Annotated in this window: 15 protein-coding genes and 3 pseudogenes; 11 read left to right on the forward strand and 7 right to left on the reverse strand. The window is 63.7% G+C overall.

Annotated elements, in window-relative coordinates; all coding sequences use genetic code 11:
• Positions 1-136: 136 nt before the first annotated feature.
• The 4 genes from NKH12_RS20825 (at position 137) to NKH12_RS20840 (ending at position 2,213) form a co-directional block, all read left to right on the forward strand.
• The gene (locus NKH12_RS20825; RefSeq protein ID WP_352954856.1) at positions 137-430 is read left to right on the forward strand and encodes a GYD domain-containing protein; all 294 of its coding nucleotides are present in this window, start codon (positions 137-139) and stop codon (positions 428-430) included.
• Between the two features lie 153 nt (positions 431-583).
• Complete coding sequence (locus NKH12_RS20830) at positions 584-964, forward strand: thiol-disulfide oxidoreductase DCC family protein (protein WP_352954857.1); 381 nt, start codon at positions 584-586, stop codon at positions 962-964.
• 187 nt (positions 965-1,151) lie between these two features.
• Positions 1,152-1,823, forward strand: coding sequence for a PadR family transcriptional regulator (locus tag NKH12_RS20835; protein WP_352954858.1), 672 nt, complete (start codon positions 1,152-1,154; stop codon positions 1,821-1,823).
• A 105-nt stretch (positions 1,824-1,928) separates the two neighbouring features.
• Positions 1,929-2,213 (forward strand): HlyU family transcriptional regulator, encoded by a 285-nt coding sequence (locus tag NKH12_RS20840; RefSeq protein ID WP_352954859.1) that lies wholly within the window; start codon positions 1,929-1,931, stop codon positions 2,211-2,213.
• A 122-nt stretch (positions 2,214-2,335) separates the two neighbouring features.
• On the opposite strand, the gene NKH12_RS20845 is transcribed toward NKH12_RS20840, so the two are convergent.
• Positions 2,336-2,971, reverse strand: coding sequence for an FMN-dependent NADH-azoreductase (locus tag NKH12_RS20845; protein ID WP_352954860.1), 636 nt, complete (start codon positions 2,969-2,971; stop codon positions 2,336-2,338).
• Between the two features lie 108 nt (positions 2,972-3,079).
• Between NKH12_RS20845 and NKH12_RS20850 the strand changes: the two genes are divergently transcribed.
• Positions 3,080-4,027, forward strand: a complete 948-nt coding sequence (locus tag NKH12_RS20850) for a LysR family transcriptional regulator (protein WP_352954861.1) — start codon at positions 3,080-3,082, stop codon at positions 4,025-4,027.
• On the opposite strand, the gene NKH12_RS20855 is transcribed toward NKH12_RS20850, so the two are convergent.
• A complete protein-coding gene (locus NKH12_RS20855; protein WP_352954862.1) occupies positions 3,969-4,595 on the reverse strand; it encodes a TetR/AcrR family transcriptional regulator in 627 nt (208 codons plus the stop codon). The genes NKH12_RS20850 and NKH12_RS20855 overlap by 59 nt on opposite strands.
• Positions 4,596-4,661: 66 nt before the next feature.
• On the opposite strand from NKH12_RS20855, the pseudogene NKH12_RS20860 reads away from it, so the two are divergent.
• Both NKH12_RS20860 and NKH12_RS20865 read left to right on the forward strand, forming a co-directional pair.
• Positions 4,662-5,074, forward strand: a pseudogene (locus NKH12_RS20860) (VOC family protein).
• Positions 5,075-5,307: 233 nt separating this feature from the next.
• Positions 5,308-6,108: an arginase family protein gene (locus tag NKH12_RS20865; protein WP_352954863.1), complete on the forward strand. Its 801-nt coding sequence runs from the start codon at positions 5,308-5,310 to the stop codon at positions 6,106-6,108.
• Here NKH12_RS20865 and NKH12_RS20870 read toward each other — a convergent pair.
• Positions 6,109-7,055 (reverse strand): annotated as a pseudogene (locus NKH12_RS20870) (S1C family serine protease).
• Positions 7,056-7,329: 274 nt separating this feature from the next.
• On the opposite strand from NKH12_RS20870, the gene NKH12_RS20875 reads away from it, so the two are divergent.
• Together NKH12_RS20875 and NKH12_RS20880 are read left to right on the forward strand one after the other, a co-directional pair.
• Positions 7,330-8,202: a S1C family serine protease gene (locus NKH12_RS20875; RefSeq protein ID WP_352954864.1), complete on the forward strand. Its 873-nt coding sequence runs from the start codon at positions 7,330-7,332 to the stop codon at positions 8,200-8,202.
• Between the two features lie 8 nt (positions 8,203-8,210).
• The gene (locus tag NKH12_RS20880; protein ID WP_352954865.1) at positions 8,211-8,861 is read left to right on the forward strand and encodes a LuxR C-terminal-related transcriptional regulator; all 651 of its coding nucleotides are present in this window, start codon (positions 8,211-8,213) and stop codon (positions 8,859-8,861) included.
• A gap of 7 nt (positions 8,862-8,868) precedes the next feature.
• Here NKH12_RS20880 and NKH12_RS20885 read toward each other — a convergent pair whose 3' ends face one another.
• Together NKH12_RS20885 and NKH12_RS20890 are read right to left on the reverse strand one after the other, a co-directional pair.
• Positions 8,869-9,258 (reverse strand): type II toxin-antitoxin system VapC family toxin, encoded by a 390-nt coding sequence (locus NKH12_RS20885; protein WP_352954866.1) that lies wholly within the window; start codon positions 9,256-9,258, stop codon positions 8,869-8,871.
• Positions 9,255-9,521 carry a type II toxin-antitoxin system VapB family antitoxin gene (locus tag NKH12_RS20890; RefSeq protein ID WP_352954867.1) on the reverse strand — a complete coding sequence of 89 codons (267 nt, stop codon included), beginning with the start codon at positions 9,519-9,521 and terminating at the stop codon, positions 9,255-9,257. Before NKH12_RS20890 ends, NKH12_RS20885 begins: the two co-directional genes overlap by 4 nt.
• 164 nt (positions 9,522-9,685) lie before the next feature.
• Between NKH12_RS20890 and NKH12_RS20895 the strand changes: the two genes are divergently transcribed.
• A complete protein-coding gene (locus NKH12_RS20895) occupies positions 9,686-10,552 on the forward strand; it encodes an SDR family oxidoreductase (protein ID WP_352954868.1) in 867 nt (288 codons plus the stop codon).
• 414 nt (positions 10,553-10,966) lie between these two features.
• On the opposite strand, the gene NKH12_RS20900 is transcribed toward NKH12_RS20895, so the two are convergent.
• Positions 10,967-13,105 (reverse strand): OmpA family protein, encoded by a 2,139-nt coding sequence (locus NKH12_RS20900; protein WP_352954871.1) that lies wholly within the window; start codon positions 13,103-13,105, stop codon positions 10,967-10,969.
• 212 nt (positions 13,106-13,317) lie between these two features.
• Here NKH12_RS20900 and NKH12_RS20905 point away from each other — a divergent pair, with 212 nt between their 5' ends.
• Positions 13,318-13,764 (forward strand): YcgN family cysteine cluster protein, encoded by a 447-nt coding sequence (locus tag NKH12_RS20905; RefSeq protein ID WP_352954869.1) that lies wholly within the window; start codon positions 13,318-13,320, stop codon positions 13,762-13,764.
• A 13-nt stretch (positions 13,765-13,777) separates the two neighbouring features.
• Here the strand turns inward: NKH12_RS20905 and NKH12_RS20910 are convergent.
• Positions 13,778-13,856: pseudogene (locus NKH12_RS20910) on the reverse strand (IS5/IS1182 family transposase); the annotation flags it as partial.

The raw sequence follows: 13,856 nt of genomic DNA on the forward strand, positions 1-13,856 counted from the left end.
CGCAGACGGTGCGGTTGTTGTTGCAGCACACCTGCTGTGGGAGGATAATCTCGTGTCGGATGCATTTTCTGGGCGACAAACCGGATGCCCGCCCCGGCAGTGACGCCGTGCTCCGAGGCCCCGGAGGGAGGTGTGCATGACAAACTATATCGTGCTGATCAACTGGACGGAGCAGGGCGCCAAAAATGTGCGCGAGTCGCCGAAGCGGCTCGATGCTGCCAAGAAGCTGCTGGGAGACATGGGCGGCTCGTTCAAGGCGGTTTATCTCACCATGGGCGAATGCGATATGGTGGCGGTCGTCGAAGCGCCCGACGATGCGGTGCTCGCTCGCTTCTCGCTGATGCTGGCGACAGGTGGTAACGTGAGGACGCGGACGCTCAAGGCTTTCCCGGAATTGGCCTATCGCGAGATCATCGCCTCGCTCGGCTGAGGCGTTGCGCGGCTACAGATCCGTGCAAGCTGCCGAGTCCCAGCACGGTCAGGCGCCGCTTAACGGCGCCCGGCCAGGCTGGCCCGAAATGTTGCGAGGCGAAGGTATTTCCCGGATAGTCAGCGCAGCCCTTCAGCTCGCGTCTCGAAACACATGCCCAAGCCTCTGCTGACCATCTGGTACAACACCCGTTGTCCGGTTTGCGATGCCGGTATCGTCAGGCAGGAGCGACGGCTGGTCGAGGCGATCAAGGCGGGGCGGATCGCGTTTCGCGACATCAATGCCGAACCGGCGGCACTGGCCGGACACGGCGTGTCGCTGGAGGACATCCGCCGCCGGCTGCACGCAACCGATGCGGACGGTAAATTGCTGGTTGGCGCCGACGTCGCAATTGCCGTCTGGCGGATGACGCCGGGCGAGGGCTGGCTGGCAGCGCTTTTCGGCAACCGCACCGTGCTGCCGTTGACGCGCTATGCCTATGATCACTTCGCCGATCTTCTCTATGCCCGGAACCGGCGAAAGGGCCGCTGGTAAGCGGCGCAGACAAGCTGCGTGCCCCGGGCCTTTTGGGACTCCGGAGAGGTTCAGCCACTGCCTTAGCCGCAAACGCGCTCTTTCAATCCCGTGCGGGAATCAAGTTACATCGAAAGATATATCTTGACTCAATCACCTCGCCTGGCTAATTAAGATATATCGTAAGACATAGCTCAAGGAGCAGACAATGCACGGACATCATCATTTCGGCGAGCATGCCGAGCGCGTTTTCATGCATATGGCCGGTAAATTCGGCGGTCGTGGCGGCGGCTTCGGCCCATTCGGCCGCGGGATGAGGGGCGGCGGGCGCGGTGGGCCGGGCGACATGTTCCGCGCCGGGCGCATGCTGGCCGACGGCGATCTCAAGCTGATCACGCTGTCGCTGCTGGCCGAGGCGCCGCGCCACGGCTACGACATCATCAAGGCGCTGGAGGAGCGCACCAGCGGCGTCTACAGCCCGAGCCCGGGCGTGGTCTATCCGACGCTGACCTTCCTTGAAGAGGCCGGCTATGCCGTCTCGTCGGCGGAAGGCAACAAGAAGGTGTTTTCGATCACCGAAGCCGGGCAGGCGCATCTCGACGAAAACCGCGAGATGATCGACAATGTGCTCGACCATCTCGAACGCTTCGGCCGCAAGATGGCGAAGGCGCGCGACTGGTTTGGCTGGAACGACGACGGCGAGGATGGCGGACGCCGCGGCCGCGGCGGTTCGGAAAAGCGCGACGAATTCCGCGCCGTTCGCCACCGATTGCGCGCAGCCCTCGGCGACTTTGTCGATGCGCCGGCTGAAAAGCAGGCCGAGGCGATCGCCATACTGAAAGGGGCCGCCGAAGCCCTGGAAGCGCTGTCGCGCGACTGACTCTGCGGCGGATGCAGCGCTTGCCCGTTTGCTTAGGGACCGCTAGTGAAATCATCCTGCACCACGCTATGTGATGTAGGATGATTGCCGTTGGAGGGCGCGCCCATGTCTTTTCTGAAACGTCTTTTCGGCGGTGACGCGGGCGAACCAAAGAGTGCTGCACCGGCAAAGCAGATCGAGCACAAGGGATTTTTGATCAGCGCCACGCCCTACAAGGCGGAGGGCCAATACCAAACCTGCGGTGTGGTTTCGAAGGAAATCGACGGCGTGATGAAGGAGCACAAATTCATCCGCGCCGACCGCTTTGCCGGGCTCGACGACGCTGTCGACATCTCGATCAAGAAGGGTATCCAGCTGGTCGACGAACAGGGCGAGAAGATGTTCGGGTAGCGTCGCGAATGGCAATGTCGCGCGACTTCGGAGCGACGTAAAGCTGCAAGCATCAGGCAAGTGCAAAAAGGCAGGCGCCCAGCGCCTGCCTTTTTCGGTTCTGATTACCAGTTGTTCGCGCTCTACGCGGCAGCGGCAACTGCCCCGGTCGAGGTCACCACCGCATCCACCTTGGCCGATGCCTTGGCCAGAGCGGCGGTAACGGCCTCGGGCCCCATGCCGACGCCTTCGATGCGGATGACTTCGACGTCGGTCATGCCGATGAAGCCGAGCACGCTGCGCAGGTAAGGGATGGCGTGATCCATCTGCACGGCAGCGCCTTCCGAATAGATGCCGCCCGAGGCAAGGACGATGTAGACCTTCTTGCCGGTGACGAGGCCCTTCGGGCCATTCTCGCCATAGGCAAAAGTCTTGCCGGTGCGGGCGATATGATCGACCCAGGATTTCAGGGTCGACGAGATGCCGAAATTGATGAAGCCGGTGGCGAGGATGATGGTGTCGGCCGCAAACAATTCATCCAACACGCCGTCGGAGACGCCGACGACCTCGGCCTGGCGCTGGGTGCGAGCTTCGACCGGTGTGTAGATGCCGGTCGAATAATCGGGATCGATATGCGGCAGCGGGTTGGCGACGAGGTCGCGGACGACAAGCTTGGACGAGGGATCGGCGGCAATCAGTTTTTCGGCGAGCTCGGTGGCGATACGGGTCGAGTGTGAGGCATTGCCGCGCGGGCTGGAAGTGACAAGAAGGATGGACATGGCGGGTCTCCAGGATGAGTTGAAATGTCCCGGCAAATATGGGTCTGCCAGCCCATTTGAAAAACTGGTATATTTTGTGTATAATCCATCTAATTTATGGATGGAACGATGCAACCCAACCCAACACTCGACCAACTGCAGATCCTGGTCACGGTGGCCGACACCGGCAGTTTCTCCGCCGCCGGCCGCAAGCTCAACCGCGCGCAATCGGTCATCAGCTATGCTATCGCCAATCTGGAGGCGCAGCTCGGGCTGAAACTGTTCGAGCGCGAGGGTACGCGCGAGCCGCAACTGACCGAGATCGGGCGGGCGATGCTGGAGGACGCGCGACGCATGACCGGTGTGCTGCAGCGCATCCGCTCGCGCGTCGACGGCCACCATCAGGGGCTGGAAGCCGAAGTGGCGCTGTCGGTCGATGCGGCGCTGCCCTCACCGGTTCTGGTGCGGGTGCTGAAGGCGTTCGAGGCTCAGTTTCCGACCGTGATGCTGCGCCTCCATATCGGCACGCTCGGCCTGATCCCCGATCATGTCGTCAGCGGGCAAGCCGATCTCGGTGTTGGCGGCCTGCTGGGCGAGGTCGACGTCCACCTTGTGCGCATCGGCTTCATGTCGATAGTTCTGGCTGCCGCGCCCAGCCACCCGCTGGCGCTGCTGCTGAAGCCGGTGGCGATCGAGGAGGTGCGCGAACACACCCAGCTCGTTGTCACCGACCAGTCCGAGCGCACCAAGGGGCGCGACTTTGGCGTCTTTGCCTACCGCACCTGGCGGCTGACGGATCTGCGCACTAAGCATATGCTGATGCGTGAGGGGCTGGGTTGGGGCGGGCTGCCGCGATGGCTGATCGCCGATGATCTGGCGAGTGGCCGGCTGGTGGAACTTGACCTCGAGCCTTACACCGAGGTGCGTTCGCCGCTGTTTGCCATGCATCGCACCGACCGCAGCCCGAAACCCGCGGCAGCTTGGCTGATCGATCAGTTCAAACGGCAGCTCGGCTGCTTCAACGAGTTCGAGCCGGGCCAGGTGCCTGAGGATGAGTCGGAGACAGTCCATCGATAAGGGCGACAAGCACCTCGCGATAGGGGCCGGTTTCGGCGCCGGCCTCGATAGCGAGCGCCGCCCGATCGAAGGCGGCGGCAAGCAGCGCGGTCAGTGCCTCCACCGGCAATCTCGTCATGGTCTGCGCGCGCATCGCCGCGATGAGGCCCTCGCGCAAGGAACGGTTGCCGTGGCGGTTATCGATGTCGTCCATTGCGGCGCGGCCGAGCACGGCCGGTCCGTCGAGCAGCAGCAGCCGGGCGCGGCCGGGTGCGCGCATGGCGGCAAGGTAGGCATCGGAACCGGCGATCAGCGCGTCAGGGGCAAACAGTGAGGGCGGCGAGGCGCGCTCGATCTCTTCCGCCACAGCCGCCGCCTCTTGCTCGACCACCGCGGCAAACAGCGCCTGCTTGTCGGCAAAGTGGTGGTAGAGCGCGCCGCGCGTGACGCCGGCCGCTGCAACGATCTCTGGCGTGCCGGTCTCCGCATAGGATTTCTCGGTGAACAGTTTGCGCGCCGCGGCGATCAGGTCGGCGCGCGTCGCTTCGGTGCGATCGCGGTTGGAGCGGCGCGCGGGTTCCTGTTGCATACGTGCAGCCTGTATGTTAGGACAATTTACATGCAGACTGTATGTTATCTGACGGGAGAATGAAAGATGAAGACGACGAGCTATTATCCGGTGCTGATGACGGGCGACGTTGCCGGCGCGAAAGCCTTCTATATCAAGCACTTCCGTTTCAAGCCGCTGTTTGCGAGCGACTGGTATGTGCATCTGCAGTCGGCCGAGGATCGCCGGGTCAATCTCGGCATCGTGCAAGGCGACCACGAGACGATACCTGAGGAGGGGCGTGGCCGAACGTCGGGGCTGCTGATCAATTTTGAGGTCAAGGTCCGGACGCGGTCTACGAACGGATCCTGGCCGCCGGCCTGCCGATCCTGCGGTCTTTGCGCGACGAACCCTTCGGCCAGCGTCATTTCATCACCAAAGACCCCAATGGCGTGCTGATCGACGTGATTAAGCCGATCCCGCCGAGCGCGGAGTTCCTGGCGCAGTTTGTTGAAGGGTGACGGGGAGCCTGAACGACGCCCCTTGACAGGAACTGTCGGCAGAGGTGAGGGGACGGCTCGGGCCGCGTGACCGGGCGGGCATTCGCGGTCTATGGTGAGCTTGGCAACCTTGGGCCCATTCCATGCGTGAAATCTGCCTTGTACGCGCACCCTCAAACCTTGGCCTCCGCCCGCTGAGGCCAGGTCATATACCGGGGACGTGGCGTGCGCCGCAGGCATTAACCGAGGCCGGCTTGATTGAGACGCTTGCGCCCGCCAAACTGGTTGATCTTGATCGGCCCGCCTATAGCACGGAGCCGCAGCCGGGCACCCGGCTGCGCAACGGCAATGCGATACGTAGCTTCAATCTCGGACTCGCCGAAGTTGTTGCCGGCGCGCTGGGACGAGGCGAGTCCCCGCTGGTCGTCGGCGGCGACTGCGCAGTCCTGCTTGGCGCGCTGGCTGGCGCACGGCGATCTGGTCCGGTGGCACTGATCCATGTCGACGGCCACAGCGATTTCCGCCATCCGGGCAATTACGACACCAACGCTTCACTCGGCTCGGCCGCCGGCATGGACCTTGCGCTCGCCACCGGACGTGGCGAGCCGTTGCTGACCGACTGGCCTGAGATCGCAAGCCCGCTTGTTGCGGACGAACAGGTGATCCAGATCGGCGAACGCGAGAACCGCGACCCCGACTTCGCCTGGCCCGACATCAATTCGACCGCGATGACGCTGATCGACGTCTTTGCCGTGCGGGAGCTTGGCGCGGCAAAGGTCCTGGAAAAGACCAGGACCACGCTGGCGCGAACCGGCTGGCCCTATTGGGTGCATTTTGACGTCGATGCGCTCGATCAGACGGTGATGCCGGCGGTGGATTCACCAGGCAGTCCCGGCATCGATCCCGACGATCTCGTCGCCATTCTCGCGGCGCTGGTGGCGGATCCGCGCTGTAGCGGAATGGACATGACCATTTTCGATCCGGACCTCGATCCGACAGGCGAGTTGGCAGTGCTGCTGGTTTCGCTGCTCGGCCGGATCTTTGCACCGAGGTAATCAGCTTCGCGCCACCGGCATCACCGTGACCTGACTGATGCCAGAGCGGCGTACCACCGTGCACAGTGTTTCGCGGCCGATGCGCTCGGCATCGAGAATGCGCACCAGATCGTCGACGCCGGTGACCGGTCGGCCGTCGATGGCGGCGATGATGTCGCCTTCCCTGAGCCCGGCCTTGGCCGCCGGGCTGTTCGCCTCGACGCTGCGCAGGCGCACCGCCGTGCTGCTCGACACTTGCGACAGAAGGGCGGCGCGGCGCGGCAGGTTTGCCGTGTCGGCCGAGACGCCGATGAAGGCGCGGCGGACGCGGCCGAAGCGGATGATCTCCGAAATGACGAAATTGGCGGTATTGGATGCAACCGCGAAGGCGATGCCTTGCGCGCCGTGGATCATAGCGGTGTTGACGCCGATGACCTCGCCCGCCGACGACACCAACGGTCCGCCTGAGTTGCCGGGGTTGAGTGCTGCGTCGGTCTGGATGACATCGTCGATCAGCCGGCCGGTGGAGGCGCGCATCGAGCGGCCGAGCGCTGAGACGACGCCTGATGTGACGGTCCATTCGAAGCCGAGCGGGTTGCCGATGGCAATGGCGATCTGGCCGCGCCGCAGGCGCTTGGAATCGCCGAGCGGTGCGATATCGGCAAAGCTGCCGTCGGCACGCACCAGCGCGATGTCGGTGTCGGGGTCGCGGCCGAGAACACGGCCTTCTCTGGAGACGCCGTCCGGCATGGTGACGCGGACGCTGCGGGCATCGCCGACGACGTGGAAATTGGTGACGACCAACCCGTCGGGCGTGATGACGAAGCCGGAGCCTTGCCGCCGGCGCCACCGATGCACTCGATGCGGCAGACGGCCGGACCGATGCGGTCCACCGCATCGGCGACGGTTGCCGAATAATCATCGAGCAGCGCAGCGTCGAATCGCAATTGCTGGGCGGGGAGGGACATGGCAGGGCTCCGTGTCTTTAGAGCAAGATGAAGGATGCCTATATATGCGCGGAGCGGCCGGATCGGCCGCGACCTGACCAGATGGCCAGTCCAACGCCCAACTAGCCGTCCGGCGAGTATCCGCCAACGCGCTGCCGAGCGATATCTGGGTTAGAGCGACGAGCGTCCATTGGACGCTCAAAGTACGCTCTAAGACTTTGAGTTCTCGCGTCGTGCTTTCCGAAAATCGATTCCGATTTTCGGGCCGATGCGATAAAAACCCAGGAGATCCAAGATGAGCGACTTCAATCTGAGCGCATTTTCCGACGCCATCGCCGATATCGCCGCCGCAGCGGCACCGGCGATCGCGAGCTTCGCCGCGCATCAGCATCGCACCGCGACCGCCTTTCATTGGCGCGACGGCTATTTTATCGCTGCCGAGGAGGCGGTGGAGGCCGGCGAGGAGATCGAACTGACGCTTTCTTCGGGCGACAAGGTGAAGGCTGAACTGGTCGGGCGCGATCCATCCACTGGGACGGCCCTTCTGAGGCCGACCGGCGCGCCGGACGTGCCGTCGCTGGCCAAGGCAGGCACGGTGCGGCCGGGTCATCTCGCCATCGCCATCGGCAATAGCGACGGTGCGTCGCTCGCCGCATTCGGCACGGTCAGTGAGGTCGGTCCGACCTGGCGCTCAATGCGCGGCGGCACGATCGACCGGCGCATCAATCTGGCCGTCAATGCCGGCGGCCGTTTCGAGGGCGGCCCTGTGCTCGACGCCAAGGGCGCACTGATCGGCATGCTGCTGTTCGGGCCGCGCCGGCGGGCGCTGGTCATGCCTTACGAGACGATCGAACGGGCGGTGGCGACCCTGCGCGAGAAGGGCCATGTCGCGCGCGGCTATCTCGGCGCCAGCCTGCATCCGATCCGCAACGGCGACACGCATGGCGCGATGGTGATGAGCCTCGACGACAATGGCCCGGCGAAGGCGGCCGGCCTGCATCTCGGCGACATCATCGCGTCGTGGAACGGCGAGGCCGTGCATGGTCCGCGCGACCTGATCCGCAGGCTCGGGCCGGACAGCGCCGGCGCCTCGGTGACGCTCGGCGTGGTGCGCGGCGGCGAGCGGCGCGATGTCGTGCTGACCATCGGCGAAAAGCCGCTGAACTGAGAAGATCGATGGCAAGTCACGAGATCACGGGACGGCGGCTGACGGTGCTGATCGTGCTCGATGACGCCGCGCGTGCCGAGCACCTGTCCACGGCCCTTGCCGCGACCGACGATCTGCTGCCGATTGTGGCCGGTGGCAGCAATAGCGCCGACAGAGCGGATGTCGCGGTTGTCGACGAGAATAGCCTGGAAAGAGAGGGCCTGGAGGGCGGGTCCAGCGACCCCGCGATACCTCAGGTGCTCCTGTCTCAACGAGCCAGCCGGCAGCGGCCGGTCGATACCGTGTTTGCCGTGCTTCCGGCGGCAGCGGACGATCTGCTGATCGTGGCCGCCGTGCGGCTGGCGGCGGCTGGCTACCGGATCTCGGGCGAGGGCCGCCCCTTGTCCGATCGGCATGACCATTTTGCTTTCCATGACGACGACCTCTCCGACGAGGAGCCGGTCGACGACAGGACCGAGCGGCCGGCGCTTTCGCCGCGCGAGAGCGAAGTGCTGGCGCTTTTGGCCGAGGGCGCGCCCAACAAGGTGATCGCGCGGCGCTTGAACATTTCCGTGCACACGGCGAAGTTCCACGTCGCCGCCATCCTGATCAAGCTAGGTGCGGCCAACCGCACCGACGCGATCGCCATCGCCATGCGGCAAGGCCTGGTGCTGGTGTGACGGTGGACTACACGGCCGGTTCGATATCCGTCAGCCGGAAATCGTCGCCCTTGAACAGCAGCGGCATGGCTTCGAGACGGGCCGTGGCATATGCGATGCAGTCGCCGAAATTGAGAGCGGCCGGATGCCGGCCCTTGCCATAGCGCAGGAAGGCCTGACGGGCCACAGCGGCATGGTCGGCCGTAAAAGGGATCGTCTCGATCGATGCGGTGCGCAAAAAGGCTTCGAAGCGGTCGACGATCTGGTCCTGCCAGCGGCCGACTAGCACCATTGTCGTCTCAACCAGGGTCGGTGCCGCGAGCAGCCGTCTTTCAGCCTGGGCGATCGCCAGCACGAAACGATCATAGCCTGGTTCCGTGCGCAAAATAGCGACGAGGGCAGAGGAGTCGATGATCATCGCGTCGGGATCCCGAGTTCGTCGTAGCCGAGGATTTCGTCTTCGGTCATCGCGTCTTGGCGTTTCGGTATCTGCGCGGCTCTTTCGGCGATTGCCATAAGGCGCTGAAAAAGATCGTCGGCCTCGTCGCGCGGCACAAGCCGCTCGCGCGCAACTTCGCGCTCGAGGCTTTGACGGATCGCTTCCGTCACCGACACGCGACGGCGGCGGGCAAGTTCCCGCGCCAATTGCTCGACTTCCGTGTTCTTTATCGATAGAGCCATTCTATATTCCACCTCTTTTTATAGAATATATATTACTCCGCTGTCGAGTCCATGGATTCGTAGCGCCTCCGTAGCGTCACCACCTCTCGGTGCTTGCCGCTCTTGTATCCGGCGACGGCGCGGGCAAGGATCGCGACCAACAGAATTGCAAGGAGGCGGAAGATATGTCGCTCAGGGGAAAAACGCTGTTCATCTCCGGCGGGTCGCGCGGCATCGGGCTGGCGATCGCACTGCGCGCTGCGCGCGACGGCGCCAATGTGACGATCGCGGCCAAGACCGCCGAGCCGCATCCAAAGCTGCCGGGTACGATCTCCACGGCGGCTGAGGAGATCGAGCAGGCCGGCGGCAGTGCGTTGCCGATGTTGTGCGACATACGCGAGGAGGGGCAGGTGGCCGAGGCGGTCGCCCGGACCGTCGAAAAATTCGGCGGCATCGACATCTGCATCAACAATGCCAGCGCCATCCAACTCACCGGCACGCTCGAAACCGATATGAAGCGCTACGATCTGATGCACCAGATCAACACCCGCGGCACGTTCTTGGTTTCCAAAATGTGCATTCCGCACCTGAAGTTGGCTGACAATCCTCACATCTTGAATCTGGCGCCGCCGCTCGACATGAAGGCCAAATGGTTCAAGAATCATGTCGCCTATACGATGGCCAAATTCGGCATGTCGATGTGCACGCTGGGCATGAGCGCGGAGTTCGCCAAGGACGGCATCGCCGTCAATTCGCTGTGGCCGATCTCGACGATCAATACGGCAGCGGTGCGCAATCTTCTGGGCGGGGCGACAGTGGCGGCGATGAGCCGTTCGCCCGATATCATGGCCGATGCCGCGCATGCGATCCTGCTTAGGCCGTCGCGCGAAGCGACCCGCAATTTCTACATCGACGAGGAGGTGCTGCGCGCCGAGGGCGTCAGCGATTTTTCGATCTATGCGCCTGATGCGACAGGTCCGCTCGCCGGTGACTTCTTCGTGCCCGACGAGGTGTTTGCGAATTCGGATACGAACATCAAAAGTATCTACTGACGGGTACCGGACGCCGTTCTCAATCCTCAGCCATCATGAGGAATTGTCTAGGCCTCGCGCAAGGCTTCGGTTCTCCACCGAAGCCGGAATCAAAACCCCGCCGGCGAGGGGGTACCGGCGGGGCTCATGTGTCCCGCTGGAGTCGGGACAGGGCAGGGAAGCCCTAGCCAGAATCTGGGGTGGACGACCTCGCGATTCAATGCCTGGTTAAATCGCGACGTACATTCTCTCCTTCAACCTCGGCTCATTGCCGGAAATAGCCCATCCCGGTGAAACCGGGGTGGGCTATTTCTTCCCGTATAGATTCCAGAAACCAGTTCAGGTTTCTGGAATCGTCGCTTTTAAGTTGGCCATGGTCTTTACGAAAGCGGTTTCCACTTTTTGCTTCGCTGACCTTCGGTTCGGGGCCATGGCCTAATTCGCACTGGCGACCGGCGCCACCAGCGAGGTGATGCGGCGGATGGCGACGCGACGGTTCTCGCGCTCAGGCTCCGACGTATCGACCTTGAGATATTCCTCGCCATAGCCCTGTGTCGTCAGGTTCTCCGGCGGGATGCTGAAGGCATTGGTCAGGGCTTCGGCGACCGCCTCCGCGCGACGGTCGGACAGAGCGAGGTTCGCCTCCGGCCTGCCGACGGCATCGGTATGGCCTTCAATCAGGAAGGTTTCCGCCGGGTTCTTCTCCAGCAGCTTCTCCATGGCACTGGCGACGCCTTCGAGTTTCTGCACCTCGGTCTCGGGGATCGAGGCTGAACCGAATTCGAAGTTCAGCGTGTCGAGGTCGATGCGGCGGGCGATGTCGCGCACACGGGCAGAGCGCTTGACCTCGTCGATCGAGTAGAGGCGCTCCACCCTCTCCACCGGCGGCTGTTCGAGGAAGGTATAGTAGTCGTCCGGATCCTCGACGTCTTCGGAATCCAGAATGTACTCCTCGCGCGGAATGTCGATGCGAATCGGCGGCAGGTCGTCGCCCGGATCGCGCCAGTCGCCATCGTCTTCATAGTACCGCTCGTCGACATAGCTCAGCACATATTCGCGTCCGTCGGGCGCGATGCGTGAACGCTGGATGACGTCGCCGTAGCGGTTGCGGATGGTGACAATCTGGATTCCGTTGTCACGCTCGACGATTTCCCGGGTGCGATCGCCCGACAACTCCTCATAGTAGACGTTCCTGGCGCCGCGGCGCATGCGAGGCGTATCGTCGCTTTCCACGATCGTCTGGTTGTTGAACTGTAGGATAACGCGATCGCCAAGTTCCCTTACGACGTCGACCCCTTGCGGACGCCGACGGCGGCGAATGTCCTCGACGTCGGGCACACGTTCAACGCGTTTGCCCTTTTCCTCCGTCACCGGAACCATCTTCTCAAGCTTGATCGCCTGCTGGGCGGTCCTGTCGTCGGTGGGCGGCGGTCCCTGGTCGACCGGAGCCGGCTTCGGGGCTTCCGCCTGCTCGCCGTCCTGCTGCGTGGGCTGACCACTCGCGTCCTGGCCGCCCGTCTCTTGCGCGTTGTCCCTGCCGCCCTTGCGCTTGCGCCTCGCATCCTTCTGGCTGTCGAACACGGGAGCCTCGCCCTGGGCCGGACCTTCCCCTTCGGCGGGCGCGGCCTGTTGGCCATCGGCGGGCTGTTCGCCGGTTGTGGGCTGCTCTTCCGTCACCGGCTGTTCACCGATAGGCTTCTTGCGACGTTCCTTAGCCTGCTCCCGGGGCTTTTCGCCCTCAGCGGGAGCCGCTTGCTGGTCGGTCGGAAGCGGCTCGCCCTGCTCGCCGGCGGGCGTGTCCTGTTCGGCTGGCGCAGCCTCGATCTGCTGATCCTGGTTCCGCTTCTTGCGCGGCTTGACCTGCTCGTTGTCATTTGCAGGTGCGGGCTTCTCGCCTTGGGCCGCCTGTCCGGCGGGCTCTTCGGCAGGTGCCGTTTCGATCTGCTGTTGCTGGTCGCGCTTCTTTCTGCGCGGTTTTTGCTCTTCGGCAGGGGCGGCCTGCTCGGCGGGCGCTGCTTCGATCTGCTGTTGGTCGCGCTTCTTCCTGCGCGGTTTTTGCTCTTCGGCCGGTGCCGCCTGCTCGGCGGGCGCTGCTTCGATCTGCTGTTGGTCGCGCTTCTTCCTGCGCGGTTTTTGCTCTTCGGCCGGTGCCGCCTGTTCGGCGGGGGCTGATTCGGTCTGCTGCTGCTCGCGCTTCTTTCTGCGCGGTTTTTGCTCTTCGGCCGGGGCGGCCTGTTCGGCAGGGGCCGATTCGGTCTGCTGTTGTTGCTCGCGCTTCTTCCTGCGTTGATTGCCCTCTTGCTCATCCCCGGAAGGCGCCGCCTGCTCCGTGGGGGCCGATTCAGCCTCCCGCTCGCGCTTCTTGCGAGGCTTCTGCTCAGGTTCTGCCTGCTGTGCGCAGCCTTCCGCCGACTCGCCTTCGGGGCAATTCGATTGCGCCAGAATCAAGGGGGTTGCGGTACGCTGCGGTGGGCCGAACGCGGCGCTGCCCTGCAGCGGGAATGCGCCCAACGGCGCGGACGCCATCAGCAGGCCAAGTGCCGTGCCTGCCAGAATCCGTGGTTGGCGTTTCATTAGAAATCCTCCTTTTGGCGTCCCATCCCGGCCCAAACTGTTCATCAACCGGATTGGTTCCGGTTAGCAGGCATTAACGGCCACGAACGGCGATTGGCCGGCGTTTTGAAGGCGACTTCGTGTCATTCCTATGGTGCCGGCCTATGGTCCTGGCCGGGTTTGCGTCTGTTGCGGTGCTTGACCTTGACGCCAGCGGGGGCCACATCCTGTCAATGGAAACGCCGTTCTGGAAAATCAAGACGCTCGAGGCGATGACCCCGGCCGAGTGGGAATCGCTTTGCGACGGCTGCGGCAAGTGCTGCCTGTCGAAACTCGAGGACGAAGACACCGGCGAGATTTACTGGACGAGCGTCGGCTGCCGGCTGTTCGACGCCGAAACTTGCCGCTGTTCGGACTATGCCAACCGGCTGGCGCGTGTCCCGGACTGCGTCGGGCTGACGCCGCAGAATGTGCGCACCATCAGCTGGTTGCCCAAAACCTGCGCCTACCGGCTGGTCGCCGAGGGCCACGATCTCTACTGGTGGCACAGGCTGGTGTCCGGCAGTGCCGAGACGGTGCATGAGGCCGGCATCTCGATGCGCGGCCGGGTCAGCGCCAGCGAGACCGATCTTGCCGAGCCGGACGACTATTTCGAGCACATGCTGGACGACGAGCCTTAGGCCGTGTGGACAGTTACCGCAACCATAGGACAATAGCCGCGAGAGTGACAACGGCGCGGTAATTGCGGGCGGTTTTCTCGAAGCGGGTTGCG

This window comes from Mesorhizobium sp. M1322, from assembly GCF_040318085.1.
GTDB lineage: Bacteria > Pseudomonadota > Alphaproteobacteria > Rhizobiales > Rhizobiaceae > Mesorhizobium.